Below are 14,757 nucleotides of genomic sequence, written 5' to 3'. Positions count from 1 at the left end.
CGTCTGGCCGGATGCTGCAATGTGACAATAAAATGAACGTCGATATGTGGCCATCCATGGCGAAACATGGCGATTCAGTAAACCGGATTTCCGGCCGTAGTATTGCGGACATCATGCCGCCATCGATATCACCGTCAACGTTCGCGGCTCATCGGCTGACCGGTGGTAAGGTCGATGAAATGGAGCCTTGTACAGGCGGGGCAGCTAAAGGATTCAAAGCTCCGGCCCTCGTGCTCCTGCCGCCTTTCGAGATGGGTTTGCACATTCATGCCCGTCTGTGGGCATCGGAAAACAATCAAATCAGCCATCAAGACAGAATGACAGCACGGCAAATTTTATCTTTGATCTAGATCAGTTTTGGAATTGCGCCAGGCTGATCGGCCGTGGCAGTCCCGCTATCTCGCAAAAGCGAAGGGGCCCAGAGGCCCCTGCAAATCTCACCAGCGGCGATAGCCGTAAGAGCCATAGTAGCGCGGGCCATAATAACGCGGGCCGTAATAGCGCGGCGGCCCATAATATCCATATCCGGGCCCGTAACCGTAGCCGTAATAGACGTTCGGCCGCCACCAGCAGCGTCCCCAGGCGTTGCAGACCATGCGGACCTGCTCGACGTCAGAGACCTGCGCGGTCGCTGGCGCCGGCGCAACCGGCATGGCCGACGCCGTTGACGATGCCGCAAGAGCACCGAACAGGGACGCGGCGACGAAGCCGATCTTGAGATTCATGATGTATTCCTCCGTTTACGCAACGAAGGATATCGAAGTTGTTCTGATTAAATTGTGGCGGAGCCGAAATGTAATGCTGATGAACAGATCTTCCGCTCCTCCGTCGTGGGCCTGACCATCACTTGCCGAGCCAGCCCTTCGATCATCGCAGCCCTCGTTGATCCTGCGCAATTCGTCAGTGCGGCTTCGTGCCTAATCTTGCAACAGTGGGCCGTCCTTCTCCGAATTCGAAGAATAGGCGCACAGATGGTTTGGAGCAGTGCAATGAGCAAGATGAGGATCGACAAGGGCGACTGGCTCGTCGTGTGCGACGGACGCAAGGCGCTCATCCTGGAGAATCTCGGTGACGAGATGTTTCCGAACCTTCACACCAGGGAGGTTCGCGAGCAGGACAATCCATCCACGGCCGCGCAAGGGACCGACGCGCCTGGCAGGCTCCATGCGTCGGTCGGCGGTGCCCGCAGTTCGGCGGAGCAGACCGATTGGCACGACGAGGCCGAACGCACCTTCCTGCGCAGTCTGGCTGAGCGGCTCGATACCGCGCTCAGCACCGGGGAGACCTCGGGCCTGACCATGGTGGCCTCACCGCGCGCGCTGGGCATGATCCGGACCGATTATTCGGACGCTGTGCGCAGGGCGCTTCGCGGCGAGGTCGGCAAGGACCTCGTCAAGTTGCCGGTCTATGAGATCGAGAAGCAGTTGCTGCAGTCGGGGGCGGTCGGATAGGGACTGCCCGCCGGGAGAGGACGCTTGCCGCGCCCCTCAGTAGCAGGGGTGCCGGCGGCGGTCCTGACCGACATAGCCAGCCGCGCTCTGGTAGCAGTGATTGGTCGACGGGCCGTCATAGTAGGCGAAGGTGCCGGGGGTGATACCCGGGCCATAATTGTGCAGATAGCTGATCGGGTAGGGCAGCGGATTGGCGTAATAGCGATGGTGTCGGTGGTGCACCCGCGCCTCCGCGTAGCCAGGGGCAAGGACTGCCGCCGACAGGGCAGCAACAGCGGCTACAAGGGCCAGCTTGCTCATCTCGATTCTCCGGAACCCGCAAATAAGTCTGTCATCTATAGCCATTTCGGGCCGCCGGGGCACCCGTCTGAAACCTGGAAATCGGGTCAAATCCAGCAGATTCCTCGACGGGTGTGACAGAATTGCCGGACCCAGGGGCGAACGCTGCCCATTTTTGGCCTTTTCGGGATGCTTAACGAATTCCCCACACAAGTATGGCCAAAGAGAATCCGGTTAAAGATTTCTCGCGCCGGCTCCTTTGGGGTTTTGTTTGGGGTGCTCTTCGGGGTCGGTACGTTTCCTTGCAAGGTTTTCGTCGTCAAGCCGCCATGCGCATCACGCTCCTCAGCCTGCTGTTGCTCTTCGTCGCTGCCGCTACTCCCGCGCGGGCCCAGCTGCATATCACCCGCGACCACGGCGGCTATGTCGAGGAGTACAAGGCCAAATACAAGCGCGTCCGCGACACCGGCGAGCGTGTGATCATCGATGGCATCTGCAATTCGGCCTGCACGCTGGTTCTCGGCATCGTGCCGCTGAACAAGATCTGCGTGACGCCCAAGGCGAGCCTCGGCTTCCACCAGGCCTACTACGACAAGGCCTTCACCTTCGGCATCAAGGTCACCAGTGCGGAAGGGACGTCCGACCTGATGTCCTACTATCCCGATACGGTGAAGGACTGGATCCGCCGCAATGGCGGGCTCACCACCGACATGAAGAAGATCAAGAACGGGGTCGAACTCTGGAAGATCATCGATCCCTGTCCGGAAGAATGGTGAGCGGCTGATCTGAGCCGCCGCGTCCATCGCAGCGCAGCATCAGAAATTCGCATTGCCGCACGACCGCTCGCTCGGGCAATGAGGGGCGCAATGAATCACAACCAAGATCATCTCGCTGCCCGCACAGCGCCGGTGCTGTTCGTCCTGCTCTGGAGCACCGGCTTTATCGCCACCAAATACGTCGTCAACGACGCCGATCCCTTCACCTACCTCGCCATCCGCATGGCGGTGGTGGTCGGCCTGATGGCAATCATCGCAGGCGTCGCCCGACCGAAATGGCCTGATCGCGCCGGGATAGCGCATAGCGCCGTCGCTGGCATCCTCGTCCACGGCTTCTATCTCGGTGGCACCGCGATTGCGATCGCGCATTCGATTCCGGCGGGGCTCTCCGCGCTCATTCCGGGGCTGCAGCCGATCCTGACCTCGACGATCGCCAACCGCTGGCTGGGCGAGAAGGTGACCCCGGTGCAATGGGCGGGCCTCGTGCTGGGCCTCGGCGGCGTCGCGCTGATCCTGCACAACCGCCCGATGTCCGGCGAAGCTGGGCTGGGCTGGCTCGCCTCGGTGGTCTCGCTGATCAGCATCACGCTTGGCACGCTCTACCAGCGCCGCTACTGCAACCGCATAGACTGGCGTGCCGGCAATCTCGTGCAGTACGTGGCGGTGACGATCTTCTTCACGCTCGGCGCGTTCCTGTTCGAGGATCGGGTCGTGCACTGGACACGGGAGTTCGTGCTCGCGCTTGGCTGGCTTGCCGTTGCGCTCTCGATCGGATCGATCGGCCTGTTGTACTGGCTGATCCGCCACGCTGCGGCGACGTCGGTCGCGAGCCTGTTCTACCTGGTGCCAGCCGTGACTTCGCTGATGGCCTATCTGCTGTTCGGCGAGAAGCTCGACGCGCTGGCGATCGCCGGCATGGCGATGTGCGCGGCTGCGGTGTTCGTGGTCAACCGCCGCTTCGGCGCGTAGGCGGGGGAATACATCCCTGACGTGCAAGGTCGATCATGTTAGGCTGACCGTATTTCAGCGGCCCGCGCACACGGTGATTTCCATGAAGACGGCAAAACGCGCATTGCTCGGCAGGTCCATGAAGCCGGTCAGGATTGCCTGCATCAACTATGCCCGGGAGTCGATTGGCGACGGCGATATGAGGCTGCTCACCGCGGCACTGCAAAAGTGTTACGACAAGCATTTCCTGCCGGTGTGGGGCTATCCGGTCGACCTCTATGTCACGCGCAAGCCGAAGGCCACCGACTGGCAATTGGTCTATTTCGACGATGCCCTGCACAAGAATATGCTTGGACGCCACGAGTTGACCTATCGCGGCCAACCGATCTCGAAGATCTTCGTCAAGGCGCTGGATGGCGAGGCGGTCAGCGTGGCGGCCTCGCACGAACTGTTTGAGATGGTGCTCGATCCCATGGCCAATCTCTGGGCCGACCAAAATCGGAACACGCAATACGCCTATGAAGTCTGCGACGCCGTGGAGGAGGACACTTTTGACGTCGACGGTTTGCCGATGTCGAACTTCGTCTATCCGTCCTGGTTCGAGCCGTTCAGGCATCCCCGCGGCACCAGATTCGACCACAAGGGAACGCTGACAGCGCCGTTCTCGATGACCGAAGGCGGCTACGTTATCAAGAAGGTCAACGGACGGAAGGTGATCAGGGCGTTCGGCTCACCTGGGAAGCGGCGACGCTTCGCGAAGGAGGACCGGCGGGGCCATCGCAGCGAGTTTCGCGATCCGAAGGGCCAGCATCACCCGGGCCGGCGCGCCGCCAAGCGGCGAGGGTAGGAGGGCCTCCGGACGCGCCCACACCCGGAGGCCCACTTTGCGCCGTGATCAGCGCTTGGCCTTCTTGGCCTTCTTTTTCGACTTGGTGGCTTTCTTCGCAGATTTCTTGGCAGATTTCTTGGCAGCCTTTTTCGCGGACTTCTTGGCCGCTTTCTTCGAGGACTTCTTTGCAGCCTTCTTTGCAGTCTTCTTGGCTTTCTTCTTCGAAGCCTTTTTGGGCGCGGATTTCTTCGCGACCTTCTTGGCGGCTTTCTTCACCTTCTTGACGGCGGTGACGGCGGCGTCCTTGGTCGCTTCCACGGCGGTGGTCATCGTCTCCATCACCTGCGCGGTGATCGGTTTGTCGTCGTCCATATCGTGTCCCCCACGGTTTGCATGGAACGATGACGATAGCGGGTTTCACAATTGTGTCAAAGCAACGCTCAACCTTTGCGGATCTTTGCGTAGGCGGCGAGCGCTCGCTCGCGTCCCCTGGCATGATCGATGAGCGGTTGTGGATAGGTCTTTCCGAGTGTAACGCCTGCGCTCGCAAGCTCAATTGGTGTGGCCTGCCACGGCTGATGGATCAGCTTTGCCGGCATGTCCTTCAGCTCCGGCAGCCAGCGCCGGACATAGGTTCCCTCAGGATCGAACTTCTCACCCTGGAGCACCGGATTGAACACGCGGAAATAAGGTGCTGCATCGGCGCCGCAGCCGGCGACCCATTGCCAATTGGCCGGATTGCTGCCGGCGTCCGCGTCGACCAGCGTGTCCCAGAACCAGGCTTCGCCATCGCGCCAATCGTTCAGCAGGTGCTTGACCAGGAACGATGCGACCACCATCCGGACCCGGTTGTGCATCACGCCGGTGTGCCAGAGCTCGCGCATGCCGGCATCGACGATGGGGTAGCCGGTGCAGCCGCGCTGCCAGGCGGCGAGCGCCTTCTTGTCAGCCTTCCAGGGGAAGTCGTCGAAGTTGGTTTGGAGGTTCTCGGTGGCGAGATTCGGATGGTCGTGGAGCAGGTGGCGGCAGAACTCGCGCCAACCCAGCTCACTCAGGAACTTGTCGATGCCTGAGCCAATCCCCGGATTCTCCGCCGCGGCGAAGCGCGCCGCGTGCCAGATTTGGCGCGGGCTAAGCTCGCCAAACCGCAAATGCGGCGATAGGCCCGAGGTGCTCCGGCGATCGGGGCGGTCGCGGTCGCCGGCATAAGTGTGCACGGTGTGCTTGAGGAAGTCGCGCAGACGCGCCCGGGCTGATGCCTCGCCCGGCGTCCAACTCTCGCGCAGGCCACCGGCCCAGTCGGGCGTGCTTGGCTCGAGCTGCCAGCTCTCCAATCTGTCGCTCGCGATCTTCGGACCCGGGCGCAGCTCCTTCGGTGCGGGCAGCGGCTTCGGTGGGGCGCCGAGCGACAGCACCCGCCGCCAGAATGGCGTGAACACGCGCAAGCCCCGGCCTTCCTTGTTGCGGATCGCCGACGGCTGGACCAGCAAGTCGCCGGGAAAACTTTGCGAGTCCACGCCGAGCCTTGCCAGCGCTGTTTCGAGCTGTTTCTCGACGAGCTGATGCGGGGCCTGAGCGATCTCATTCCAATGGACGGCGCCTGCGCCAGTCTCCCGCGCCACTTCGGTGATCACCCGGGCCGCCGATCCCTTGCGCAGGACCAGCGATCCGCCGTGCGCCGCAATGTCGGCGTCGAGCGCGCGCAGCGATTGGGCCAGCCACCAGCGTGCAGCGCCACCAAGGGCCCGTGCGGCCGCTTCGTCGAGCACATAAAGGCAAATCACAGGCGCGCCGGACCTGGCGGCGGCGTGCAGGGCGGGGTGATCGGACAGTCGAAGGTCGTCGCGGAGCCAGACGATGACAGGCCGGGGGCTTGGCGGGGGCAGGTGCGTCCTCGTTTACGCTTTGGAAAGTATGGCGCGGGAGGTGGTGTGAACCAGCGTTAATGGGGCCGTAAGCGGATTGCATGAATATGCAGGAATTCCGGGGGTAGTTCCATTCATGACCAACTCATCGACAGTGAAGTTCTTGCCTCGGTTCAAGCTGGGGACCAAGGCCGTCCTGTGCGCCGTCCTGCTGATTGCGATGAATACCGCATTGGTGGTCGGCGCCGGCTACTGGTCTCTTACCTCCGCCTTCAACGATCGCGCGTTGCGCGACATCGAGGTCAGCCTGCGCACGCTGGCGCTGGCCTTCGCCGAGGTCGTTCCTGACGCCAGGATCACCATGCGCGATGGTGCGGTGGCGCGCGCCGAGATCGCCAAGATGCCTGAGTTCAAAGATCACGCCATCGTCGATCGTGCGGTGTCCTATGTCGGGGGCAATGCGACCCTGTTCGTGTTCGACGATGCGAGCGGGCAGTTCGTCCGCCGCTCGACCAACGTGAAAAAGGAGAACGGCGACCGTGCCGTTGGCACCCAGCTTGCCGCCGACCATCCGGCACAAGCCGGGCTGCGCCGTGGCGAGGCTTATAAGGGGCCGGCCACGCTGTTCGGCAAGTCCTTCATGACGGCTTATTTCCCGATTTCGGATGCAACTGGCAAAATCGTCGGCATTCTCTATGTCGGCATCCCCATGGCGCAGTACGAGACCATGCTGTCTCAGGCCATCGCGAGCATGGCGATTGCGGCCGGCATCGCCGCGCTGCTGGTCCTGGTGCTGACCATGCTGGTCGTCCGCCGCGTCACCTGGCCACTGAGCTCGGTCACCCGCTCGCTGACGGCTCTCGCCAATGGCAAGAGCGATGTTACGATCGATTGCGAGGACCGCGCCGACGAGATCGGCGAGATCGCGCGCACCGTTGCGGTGTTCAAGAGCAATTCGCTGGAGCGGGCGCGGATGCGCAGCGAACAGGCGGAAGCCGCGGCCGCGGCAGCCGAGCAGCGCAAGGCCGACCTTCGCAACTTCGTTGCTGAATTCCGCAGCGGCGTCGGCGGCATGCTCGACAAGGTCCTGCGTTCCTCGGGCGAGTTCGAGCGCGTGGCGCGGCAATTGACCGACGCCGCGCGCTCCACCGCTGATCTGTCGGCGAAATCGGCCGGCGCATCCGAGCAGGCCTCCGACCACGTCCGAGCGGCGGCCTCAGCCTCCGACGAGCTCTCGCAGTCGATCTCCGAGATCACCAAAAGGGTACAGGAATCCAACGCGATCTCCGCCGAGGCGGTGCAGCAGGCCGAGGCCACCGATCAGCGCATCGCGCAGCTCTCGGAAGCAGGCGCGCGCATCGGCGACGTCGTCAAGCTCATCACCTCGATCGCCGAGCAGACCAATTTGCTGGCGCTGAACGCCACCATCGAGGCGGCGCGCGCGGGCGATGCGGGCCGTGGCTTTGCGGTGGTGGCCCAGGAGGTCAAGACGCTCGCGGGTCAGACCGCGAAGGCGACCGACGAGATCTCGACACAGATCGCGAGCATGCAGCTTGCGACCGAGGAGTCGGTCACCGCCATCAAGGCGATCACCGAGACCATCGAGCGCATCAGCGGCATCGCGGGCTCGATCTCGGCTGCGGTCGAGCAGCAGCGCAGCGCCACGCACAATATCGCGGCCAGCGTTCGCGCGGCCGCCTCGGGCACCGCCGACGTGGCCGTCAATGTCCGTCAGGCCGCCGAAGGCGCGAGCGAGACGGGCGAGACCTCGAGCCGGATGTTTGCCTCCGCCCAGGCATTGTCGGGCGAGAGCCTGAGCCTGAAGGCCGAGGTCGACAGCTTCCTCGACCGCGTGCAAGCGGCTTGATTGGAGTCTGGCGGGCTGAAACCCTAGGCCCGCCGTTAGCGTAACTGACGGTGTCTGCCCCGTCTCTCGAGGGCAGGGAGGCCGCCAGTGAACCGCATTGCCATCCTGTACGTCGTAACCTTGCTCGTCCTGACCGGGCTGGATTTCCTGTTCCTTGGTCTGATCGCCAAGGGCTTTTTCACCGCGGAAGTTGGCGACATGCTGGGTGAGCTGAAGCCTTTGCCGACGATCCTGTTCTACCTGCTCTATGTCGGCGGCGTTCTGATCTTTGTCAGCGGCTCTGCGGATGCAATCTGGCAATCGACGCTGCTCTATGGCGCGCTGTTCGGCCTGTTTTGTTATGCGACGTTCGATCTCACCGCGCTGGCACTGCTCAAGCACTGGAGCTGGCCGGTCGCGTTCGTCGACATCGGCTGGGGCGCGGTGGTGACCGCGGTCTCGTCGACCGCGGGTCTGTTGGTGGCGGATCGTGTGACTTGACACCGTCATTCCGGGGCGGTCCATACGACCGAACCCCGGTGCGCGCTTGCACACCGGAGAATCTCGAGATCCCGGGTTCGATGCTTCGCATCGCCCCGGGATGACGATTGGTTATTTCGGCTGCGGCACGATGCGGATGTAGGGCTTCGGTTCCTTCCAGCCCTGCGGATAGATCGTCTTGGCCTCGTCGTTGGAGACCGAGCCCGCGATGATGACGTCCTCGCCCTGCGACCAGTCGGCCGGCGTTGCGACGCGATGCTTGGCGGTGAGCTGGAGCGAGTCGATCACGCGCAGGATCTCCTGGAAATTCCGGCCGGTGGTCATCGGATAGACCAGCACCAGCTTGATCTTCTTGTCCGGTCCGATGATGAAGACGTTGCGGACGGTCTGGTTGTCGGCCGGCGTGCGGGTGAGGGGATCGCCAGAGGTCGAGGCCGGCAGCATCTCGTAGAGCTTCGAGACGTTGAAGTCGGTGTCGCCGATCAAGGGATAGTTCGGCGCGGCGCCCTGCGTCTCCTTGATGTCTTCGGCCCATTTGGCATGGCGGTCGATCGGGTCGACCGAGAGGCCGATCAGCTTAACGCCGCGCTTGTCGAATTCCGGCTTCAGCTTGGCGAGTGCGCCGAGCTCGGTCGTGCAAACCGGCGTGAAGTCCTTGGGGTGGGAAAACAGCAGGGCCCAGCTATTACCGATCCAATCGTGGAACTTGATCTTCCCTTCAGTGGTCTCGGCTTCGAAGTCGGGGGCGGTGGTGCCGATCGGAAGTGTCATGGTTTTGACCTCATCGCATTGAAATTGCTTGGAAATTACCGTCTGACCGTCAGGCCCAGTATAGGGGCTTGCCGGCGCCAAGTGAACGCCAACTGAACGGCTTGAAGTAAAATGTGAATTCTTGCTCTGAAGGGCTGATTTCTCAGCACAATTTTGTTACGGCCGCACCTGCGGCGAAACATCTCCACCGGGGCTTCACGGTCTCGCTTGCCCCGATAATGCCTTCTATAACCCGCATCACGCCCGCCCGACGCTCTTACGGAACCGGAACGGTCCTCGCAGCGACTAATCGGCAACCATCGAGAAAAGTCGCGACCCCCGAATCCAATCATTAACCACCCCTTTACGCCCGCATGAAAATGCTGGTCGATCAGAAGAAATCTGGAAGTGAACTATGTCTGCCGCACTGCCCAAGTCCCTTGAAGAGTCCGTTGAGTCGCCGTCCCTCGAACCGTCCTGCCGCGACACCGCGGCCCATGCCCTCACCATTGTGCGCGACGGCGTGATCACGGGGGAAGGCCCGACCACCAAGGGCAGGGTGCACTTCTCCCGCTCCATCGATGCCGATGACACCGCCTGGTGCGCGCGCATCCTGACCGCCGCCGCGGTCAACGACCAGCCGGTCAGCCGTGCCGAAGCCGAGGCGCTGTTCGAGATCAATGAGGCCGGGACCGAACGTGCCGACGGGGGCCGCTTCGACGATTTGCTGGCCAAGGCCGTCGCCCATTATGCCGCGAGCGCTTCGGGCTTGAAAGTGCCGCCGCGCAGCGTCGCGCTGGCGCAGGACACCGACATCGAGAGCTGGGCGCCGTCCTATGCCTCCAAGGTCAAGAGCGAGATGCTGGAGTGGATCGCCGGCCAGATGCGCGGCAAGCGCCAGAACAACCGTCGCCTGATGGCAATGGTGGCGACCTTCCTGGGTGCCACCGCGCTGCCTCTGGCGGGCCAACTGCCTAACGTCTTCGACATTGGAATGTAAAAGAATCTGGGCCTGTAAGAACCGAGATAGTCCCGCGCCCCTTGCGAGGCGCGAGAGTAAGCGGCGGGGTTATTTCCCCGCCGTTTTTTGTTTGCCGCTCTCCGGCTCGAGCCCCAGCGTGCGGCCGGGGAATCCGGCGGCGTCGAAATAACGCTGGCTGCCGACGCGCTGGACGTTGAGCACGGTCTCCAGACCGTTCTCGGACTTCTTCTTCGACCGCTCGACTGACTTGAACGCCTTCGGCACGACGCCGTTGGGCAGCGCCTCCGACATCACCCGGCCGACCAGGCCGCCATTGTGCGAACCGCGCAGGCCGAGGAGCTGCGCCGCCGTCATGCCGACGTCGGCATTGCTGACCGGCAGCTCGTCGACATAGCCGGCTTTGAAGTCCGGACCGATCGCCGCCATGAAGTTGTAGGTGTCGCCGCGGCTGAAGCTGCCATGCATGCCCTGGCCCTGACGCAGCACGGTGTCGGCCACCTGCACCGAGCAATTGGTCGGCGCCTCGCCGCATTCGCTGGCATAGGAGCGGAAGTTGACCACGATCGCCGGCGTCGGCGTCGCCGCCTTGCCGCGCAGATTGATGCTCGACAGCGGCAGGGTGCCGGGGAAGCGGCCGAGGGCGTCGTCGACGAACAGGCCGGAGACGTAGTCCTGCTCCAGCAGGGCATTGATGGTCCTGGCCGCCAGCTTCTTGTTCGGCAGATAGATCAGGTCCGAGCCGCCATTGGTGGCGACCACGAGGTCGGGCTTGGTCGGGTCCTTGCCGAGCACGCCGTTGCCAGCCTTCGGATGAGCGTTGCCGCTAACGGCGGCGTTCTTGTCGTTGGGGTCGAATAGCGGCAGGTCGAGTGCCTTGGCCAGGTCGAGGGCGACGAAGCCCATCGGCAGGAAGTCCTTCGGCGTGTCGTCATAGCCGACCTTGGCCGAGGGGCTGGTCTTGCTCTCCTTGGAGATGGTCGAGAAGCCGTGGTCGGCCTGGATCATGATGTTGGTGCTCGCGGCAAGGCCGAGCTCGTCCAGCGCCTTGCGGATCTGGGCGAGATTGTTGTCGACGTTCTTGATGCTCGCCATCGTACTCGGGCCGTTGATGCCTGGCATAATCTGGTTGAGGCTGTCGCCCTGATTGTGCTGGGTGCCGTCAGGGTCGCGCGACCAGAACACCAGCACGAACGGCTTGTTGCGTGCCTTGAACATCGGCAGCACCACCTTGGTGGCGACGTCGGCGAAATAGGCCTGCTGCGCCACGTTGGCGACCGTGGTGCCGGGCGTCTTGGCGTCGCCCGCCTTTGCGTTGTCGCCGCGCGACGGCGCGGCGAGGGGAAGGCCGGCCTTGGTCAGCGCCTCCTTGACCTCGTCCGACAGCGCCACGCCGATCTTGCCGCCGGTGGCGTCATCGAACACGACCGAATGCAGGCCGGGCTTTTCGGGCTTGTCGGTGTGGTCGAACTGATAGGTTGGACCGTGCTTGCCAAGGGCGGCGGTGCTGTAGCCCCTGTCGCGGGCCATCTTCAGAATCGTCTCTTCGTTGAGATAGTCGCCCTTGAAATGCTCGTCGATGTCGCCGAGCACGGCGTCGTTCTCGATGAAGGGCACCACCGTGTCGCCGGCTGGCACCGAGGTGTAGTTGGTCCAGATCGTGTTGGAAAACACGCCGGTGTCGCCGAGGTAGTGACCGGTCGACATCGCCGAGCCGTTGGCCATGGTGAAAGTCGGGAACAGCGAATGCGAGTTCTTGAAGTTGACGCCCTTGTCGCGGACCTCGGCCATGGCCGGCGCGGTCTCGGGGGTGACCTTCAGCGCGCGAAGCCCGTCGGGAATGAACAGGATCAGGTTGCGGGGCGTGTTGTTCTCAGCGGAGGCAAAACCGCTGGACAGCACTGTCAGCCCGGCGGACAGCAACAGCAGTGAACGTCGCATCGAAATCTCCTGGCGGTGAGGCGGCTCGGCCGCTGATCCGCGGCCCCCGGCAATCGTTTAGTTTTGCTGTATGACGATTATGTTACAAGAGCTAGCGGGCATGCAGAAGTGATGGTGAGGCGAGGAGCATCCACGGTTTCGTCATTGCGGGGCGAAGAAGAGCGAGCCTCTGGTGTCCCGGACGCGCTGCAGCGTTCTTACGCTGCTGCGCAGAGCCGGGACCCAGCAAGCGTCAGAGCTCGCTGATAGATGGGCCCCGGCTCTGCAGCGCACCGCACCGGACGATGCTCCGCATCGCCGGGTACGCTGCGCTGCGTCCGGGGCACGAGTTTGCGTTTTGGGCACACCTGCATCAACACCGTCATTGCGAGCGCAGCGAAGCAATCCAGAGTCTTTCCGCGACATCTCCGGATTGCTTCGCTGCGCTCGCAATGACGGAGTGTGTGGTGGCGGCGTCGCTCTTCAATCCGCATCTTCATCGCAGACACACTTTCGCATCCTCGCGGCTCATCTCGCCCGAGCTTTGTTTTCATCGCCTTAACCCTCAATGAAAGAGGGTGCAGGGAAGGCCGGGTGCCCGACTGGCACCCGCGGTCCACTGTGCGATAGTCTGCGCTACAAGAGGCTGCACAGCGGCATACAGGTGAAGCCGCAACATCCGGCCTTCCCTGCGCAGTGGTTTGACGGCTTATGTCGTGATCTCCCCGGGGAGCGATGCACTATTGCCCCCGTCGTCTCGCAGATGACTGAGGTGCACGTCCGGTTGGACATCGCACCTCACCACGAGCCTTGGCGCACAGGCTCCGGGCGCCAGGACCACACGATTTTGCCGTACGCAGGAACCACACCGGTCGTTTGCGCGATGGTTTCGCTCACGGTTGCCCGCCCTGCAAAGCCTGATCGCGCCGATGTGACCCACGCCCACCGCCGTCCGGCCCGCGTCGTGACGATCGCGATACGCCCCTCTTCCATGGGCCGGGTTGCGACGACACATACGCCATTTCCGAATTTCGGTAAAGTTGAATATTTTTAGGCGAGCGGATTGACCGGCATTTTGGGTGTTTTGCCCGACAGCCAACGCAAGATCTTGTCGCCCCTTCGTAGGGTGGATTAGCCGAAGGCGTAATCCACCACTGTCCTCTTCGCGGTGATAAACGCGGTGGATTACGTCGCCGACTGCTTCGCGCAGCCGTCGTCTAATCCACCCTACGAGACCACCTGGGTTCCGCGTTAATCGCGTGCCTTAACCAATAATTAATTATAGGTTTGCGGACGGGTGATGGACCGGCCTAGCGTTGCGATGGGGAGCAGGCTCGCGAAGCCAAACGAGTGTGGTGCGTATCATGATGTCCAGATCATATGGGGCCTTGTTCGCCTCGCTCAGCGCAGCCGCGCTGCTTCTCAGCTCCAGCGAAAGCTTTGCACGACCGGGCGGCGCCGCGCCGCACGGCATGGTGACCGCCGCGCCGGCAGTGCGCCCGCCGATCGCGCCGGGCGCGCGGTTCCATGGCCACGGCCATCGCTTCAACAATCCCTGGGTTTACTGGCCCGGTGGCGGCGCTTTCTACAACGACGGAGCCGGCTACAGCGAGCCGTTCGCCTATGCCGACCAGCCCGCCACCAACGATGTTCGATATACCTACACCTACGACGTTCCCTGGGACTGGGCGCATCGCCTCCCGCCGAACGTCGTGCCCTCAGACCGGCCCTATGTGTCGAGCTGCCCAACGGAGCAGGTGACGGTGCCGGGCCGCGGTGGCGCCGAGCACACGGTCAACATCACGCGCTGCTACTGAGCAGCGCGCCGCATTTCACGGCTTGCTACAAAAAGCCCGCGGCGGCCGCCTGGTCGCGCTCGGACTGTTTTCGCCTGACATTGGCGAGCTCACGGCTGCAGACGACAAACGCGTTCGTTCCCGGGCGCAGCCCGAGCTGTCCGCAGACATCCCGATCCTCATCGGCAATGACGCGCGTGAGCTCGGCCCGCGCGGCTTCCCGGATCGTCGGCACGGAGACGAGCGTGTGAAGCCCAAGGGCCGCCGCAACGGCAAGCACCAACGCGGCTGCGATGCCGAGGCGCTCCGTGTCGTCGGCCGTATGCCGGGAAGAGCGGATCTTGGTTCTGGCTTCGCTCATGAAATCCTCTCAATCAAATAGCGCTGGTCAACAAATGTCGTTCGAGCCGTCCGGCAAAATCGGCGGATGCAGCATGCATACACGTTGCGCCACAGCGGCGACGTGAACCAGATTACAAATTCCAGGTGGGCACGACCCTAATTCAAAATCGAATTAGCCTAGTTCAAAGCTGGTTACGCCAAACACGCGGTCGAGCCGCAGTGACGGGATCGGTCCAGTGTACATTCGCGCCGTTTCGAATGTCGGCTTCAGCCCGAGGCATTCCGCAAGCGCAATAGCATCGCGGTTCCTCGCGGGGATGTCGAGCACAAATTCGTTGCAGCCGGGGCTCGCCAGCAAGGCCTGCGCAACCGCTTCCGCCGCGGCACGGTCATCAGCTACCAGCGGGCCGATCTTATGGCCGGTCCGGCAGGGGCGGATCACGCCCCACGCGGCAAGCTTGCCGCCGCGCAGCAG

General features: G+C 62.9%; 16 protein-coding genes and 1 pseudogene. 9 read left to right on the top strand and 8 right to left on the bottom strand.

Annotated features, from left to right (window positions below; genetic code table 11):
• The first annotated feature begins 32 nt into the window (after nt 1-32).
• The gene (locus HYH07_RS34910) at nt 33-350 is read left to right on the top strand and encodes a hypothetical protein (protein ID WP_220006709.1); all 318 of its coding nucleotides are present in this window, start codon (nt 33-35) and stop codon (nt 348-350) included.
• Nucleotides 351-437: 87 nt separating this feature from the next.
• Here the strand turns inward: HYH07_RS34910 and HYH07_RS34905 are convergent, their stop codons facing one another.
• On the bottom strand, nt 438-725 hold the full coding sequence (locus HYH07_RS34905; protein ID WP_220006708.1) for a hypothetical protein: 288 nt from the start codon (nt 723-725) through the stop codon (nt 438-440).
• 264 nt (nt 726-989) lie between these two features.
• Here HYH07_RS34905 and HYH07_RS34900 point away from each other — a divergent pair, with 264 nt between their 5' ends.
• Nucleotides 990-1,451 (top strand): host attachment protein, encoded by a 462-nt coding sequence (locus HYH07_RS34900; RefSeq protein WP_220006707.1) that lies wholly within the window; start codon nt 990-992, stop codon nt 1,449-1,451.
• 36 nt (nt 1,452-1,487) lie between these two features.
• On the opposite strand, the gene HYH07_RS34895 is transcribed toward HYH07_RS34900, so the two are convergent.
• On the bottom strand, nt 1,488-1,751 hold the full coding sequence (locus HYH07_RS34895) for a hypothetical protein (RefSeq protein ID WP_220006706.1): 264 nt from the start codon (nt 1,749-1,751) through the stop codon (nt 1,488-1,490).
• Nucleotides 1,752-2,059: 308 nt separating this feature from the next.
• Between HYH07_RS34895 and HYH07_RS34890 the strand changes: the two genes are divergently transcribed.
• The 3 genes from HYH07_RS34890 to HYH07_RS34880 all read left to right on the top strand — a co-directional run bounded on the left by HYH07_RS34890 (nt 2,060) and on the right by HYH07_RS34880 (nt 4,301).
• A complete protein-coding gene (locus HYH07_RS34890; RefSeq protein WP_057751653.1) occupies nt 2,060-2,506 on the top strand; it encodes a hypothetical protein in 447 nt (148 codons plus the stop codon).
• Between the two features lie 90 nt (nt 2,507-2,596).
• Entirely contained in the window at nt 2,597-3,475 is an 879-nt protein-coding gene (locus tag HYH07_RS34885) for a DMT family transporter (RefSeq protein ID WP_220006705.1), read from the top strand.
• A gap of 82 nt (nt 3,476-3,557) precedes the next feature.
• A complete protein-coding gene (locus tag HYH07_RS34880) occupies nt 3,558-4,301 on the top strand; it encodes a hypothetical protein (protein WP_220006704.1) in 744 nt (247 codons plus the stop codon).
• A gap of 48 nt (nt 4,302-4,349) precedes the next feature.
• Here the strand turns inward: HYH07_RS34880 and HYH07_RS34875 are convergent, their stop codons facing one another.
• Nucleotides 4,350-4,655 (bottom strand): histone, encoded by a 306-nt coding sequence (locus tag HYH07_RS34875; RefSeq protein ID WP_220006703.1) that lies wholly within the window; start codon nt 4,653-4,655, stop codon nt 4,350-4,352.
• 68 nt (nt 4,656-4,723) lie between these two features.
• Complete coding sequence (locus HYH07_RS34870; RefSeq protein ID WP_249781182.1) at nt 4,724-6,115, bottom strand: deoxyribodipyrimidine photo-lyase; 1,392 nt, start codon at nt 6,113-6,115, stop codon at nt 4,724-4,726.
• A gap of 169 nt (nt 6,116-6,284) precedes the next feature.
• On the opposite strand from HYH07_RS34870, the gene HYH07_RS34865 reads away from it, so the two are divergent.
• Nucleotides 6,285-8,015, top strand: a complete 1,731-nt coding sequence (locus tag HYH07_RS34865) for a methyl-accepting chemotaxis protein (protein WP_220006702.1) — start codon at nt 6,285-6,287, stop codon at nt 8,013-8,015.
• An 87-nt stretch (nt 8,016-8,102) separates the two neighbouring features.
• Nucleotides 8,103-8,495, top strand: a complete 393-nt coding sequence (locus tag HYH07_RS34860) for a DUF2177 family protein (RefSeq protein ID WP_220006701.1) — start codon at nt 8,103-8,105, stop codon at nt 8,493-8,495.
• A gap of 111 nt (nt 8,496-8,606) precedes the next feature.
• On the opposite strand, the gene HYH07_RS34855 is transcribed toward HYH07_RS34860, so the two are convergent.
• Entirely contained in the window at nt 8,607-9,266 is a 660-nt protein-coding gene (locus HYH07_RS34855; protein WP_057751633.1) for a peroxiredoxin, read from the bottom strand.
• Between the two features lie 394 nt (nt 9,267-9,660).
• Here HYH07_RS34855 and HYH07_RS34850 point away from each other — a divergent pair, with 394 nt between their 5' ends.
• On the top strand, nt 9,661-10,245 hold the full coding sequence (locus tag HYH07_RS34850) for a hypothetical protein (protein WP_220006700.1): 585 nt from the start codon (nt 9,661-9,663) through the stop codon (nt 10,243-10,245).
• A gap of 69 nt (nt 10,246-10,314) precedes the next feature.
• Here HYH07_RS34850 and HYH07_RS34845 read toward each other — a convergent pair whose 3' ends face one another.
• On the bottom strand, nt 10,315-12,165 hold the full coding sequence (locus HYH07_RS34845; protein ID WP_220006699.1) for an alkaline phosphatase family protein: 1,851 nt from the start codon (nt 12,163-12,165) through the stop codon (nt 10,315-10,317).
• 1,343 nt (nt 12,166-13,508) lie between these two features.
• Between HYH07_RS34845 and HYH07_RS34840 the strand changes: the two genes are divergently transcribed.
• Nucleotides 13,509-13,961, top strand: coding sequence for a hypothetical protein (locus tag HYH07_RS34840; protein WP_220006698.1), 453 nt, complete (start codon nt 13,509-13,511; stop codon nt 13,959-13,961).
• 25 nt (nt 13,962-13,986) lie between these two features.
• Here HYH07_RS34840 and HYH07_RS34835 read toward each other — a convergent pair whose 3' ends face one another.
• Nucleotides 13,987-14,301 carry a hypothetical protein gene (locus tag HYH07_RS34835; RefSeq protein ID WP_220006697.1) on the bottom strand — a complete coding sequence of 105 codons (315 nt, stop codon included), beginning with the start codon at nt 14,299-14,301 and terminating at the stop codon, nt 13,987-13,989.
• A 153-nt stretch (nt 14,302-14,454) separates the two neighbouring features.
• Nucleotides 14,455-14,757: pseudogene (locus HYH07_RS34830) on the bottom strand (GNAT family N-acetyltransferase); the annotation flags it as partial.

The organism is Bradyrhizobium sp. BR 10261, from assembly GCF_019455395.1.
Taxonomy (GTDB): domain Bacteria; phylum Pseudomonadota; class Alphaproteobacteria; order Rhizobiales; family Xanthobacteraceae; genus Bradyrhizobium; species Bradyrhizobium manausense.
This window is presented reverse-complemented; position numbering and strand designations above follow the sequence as displayed.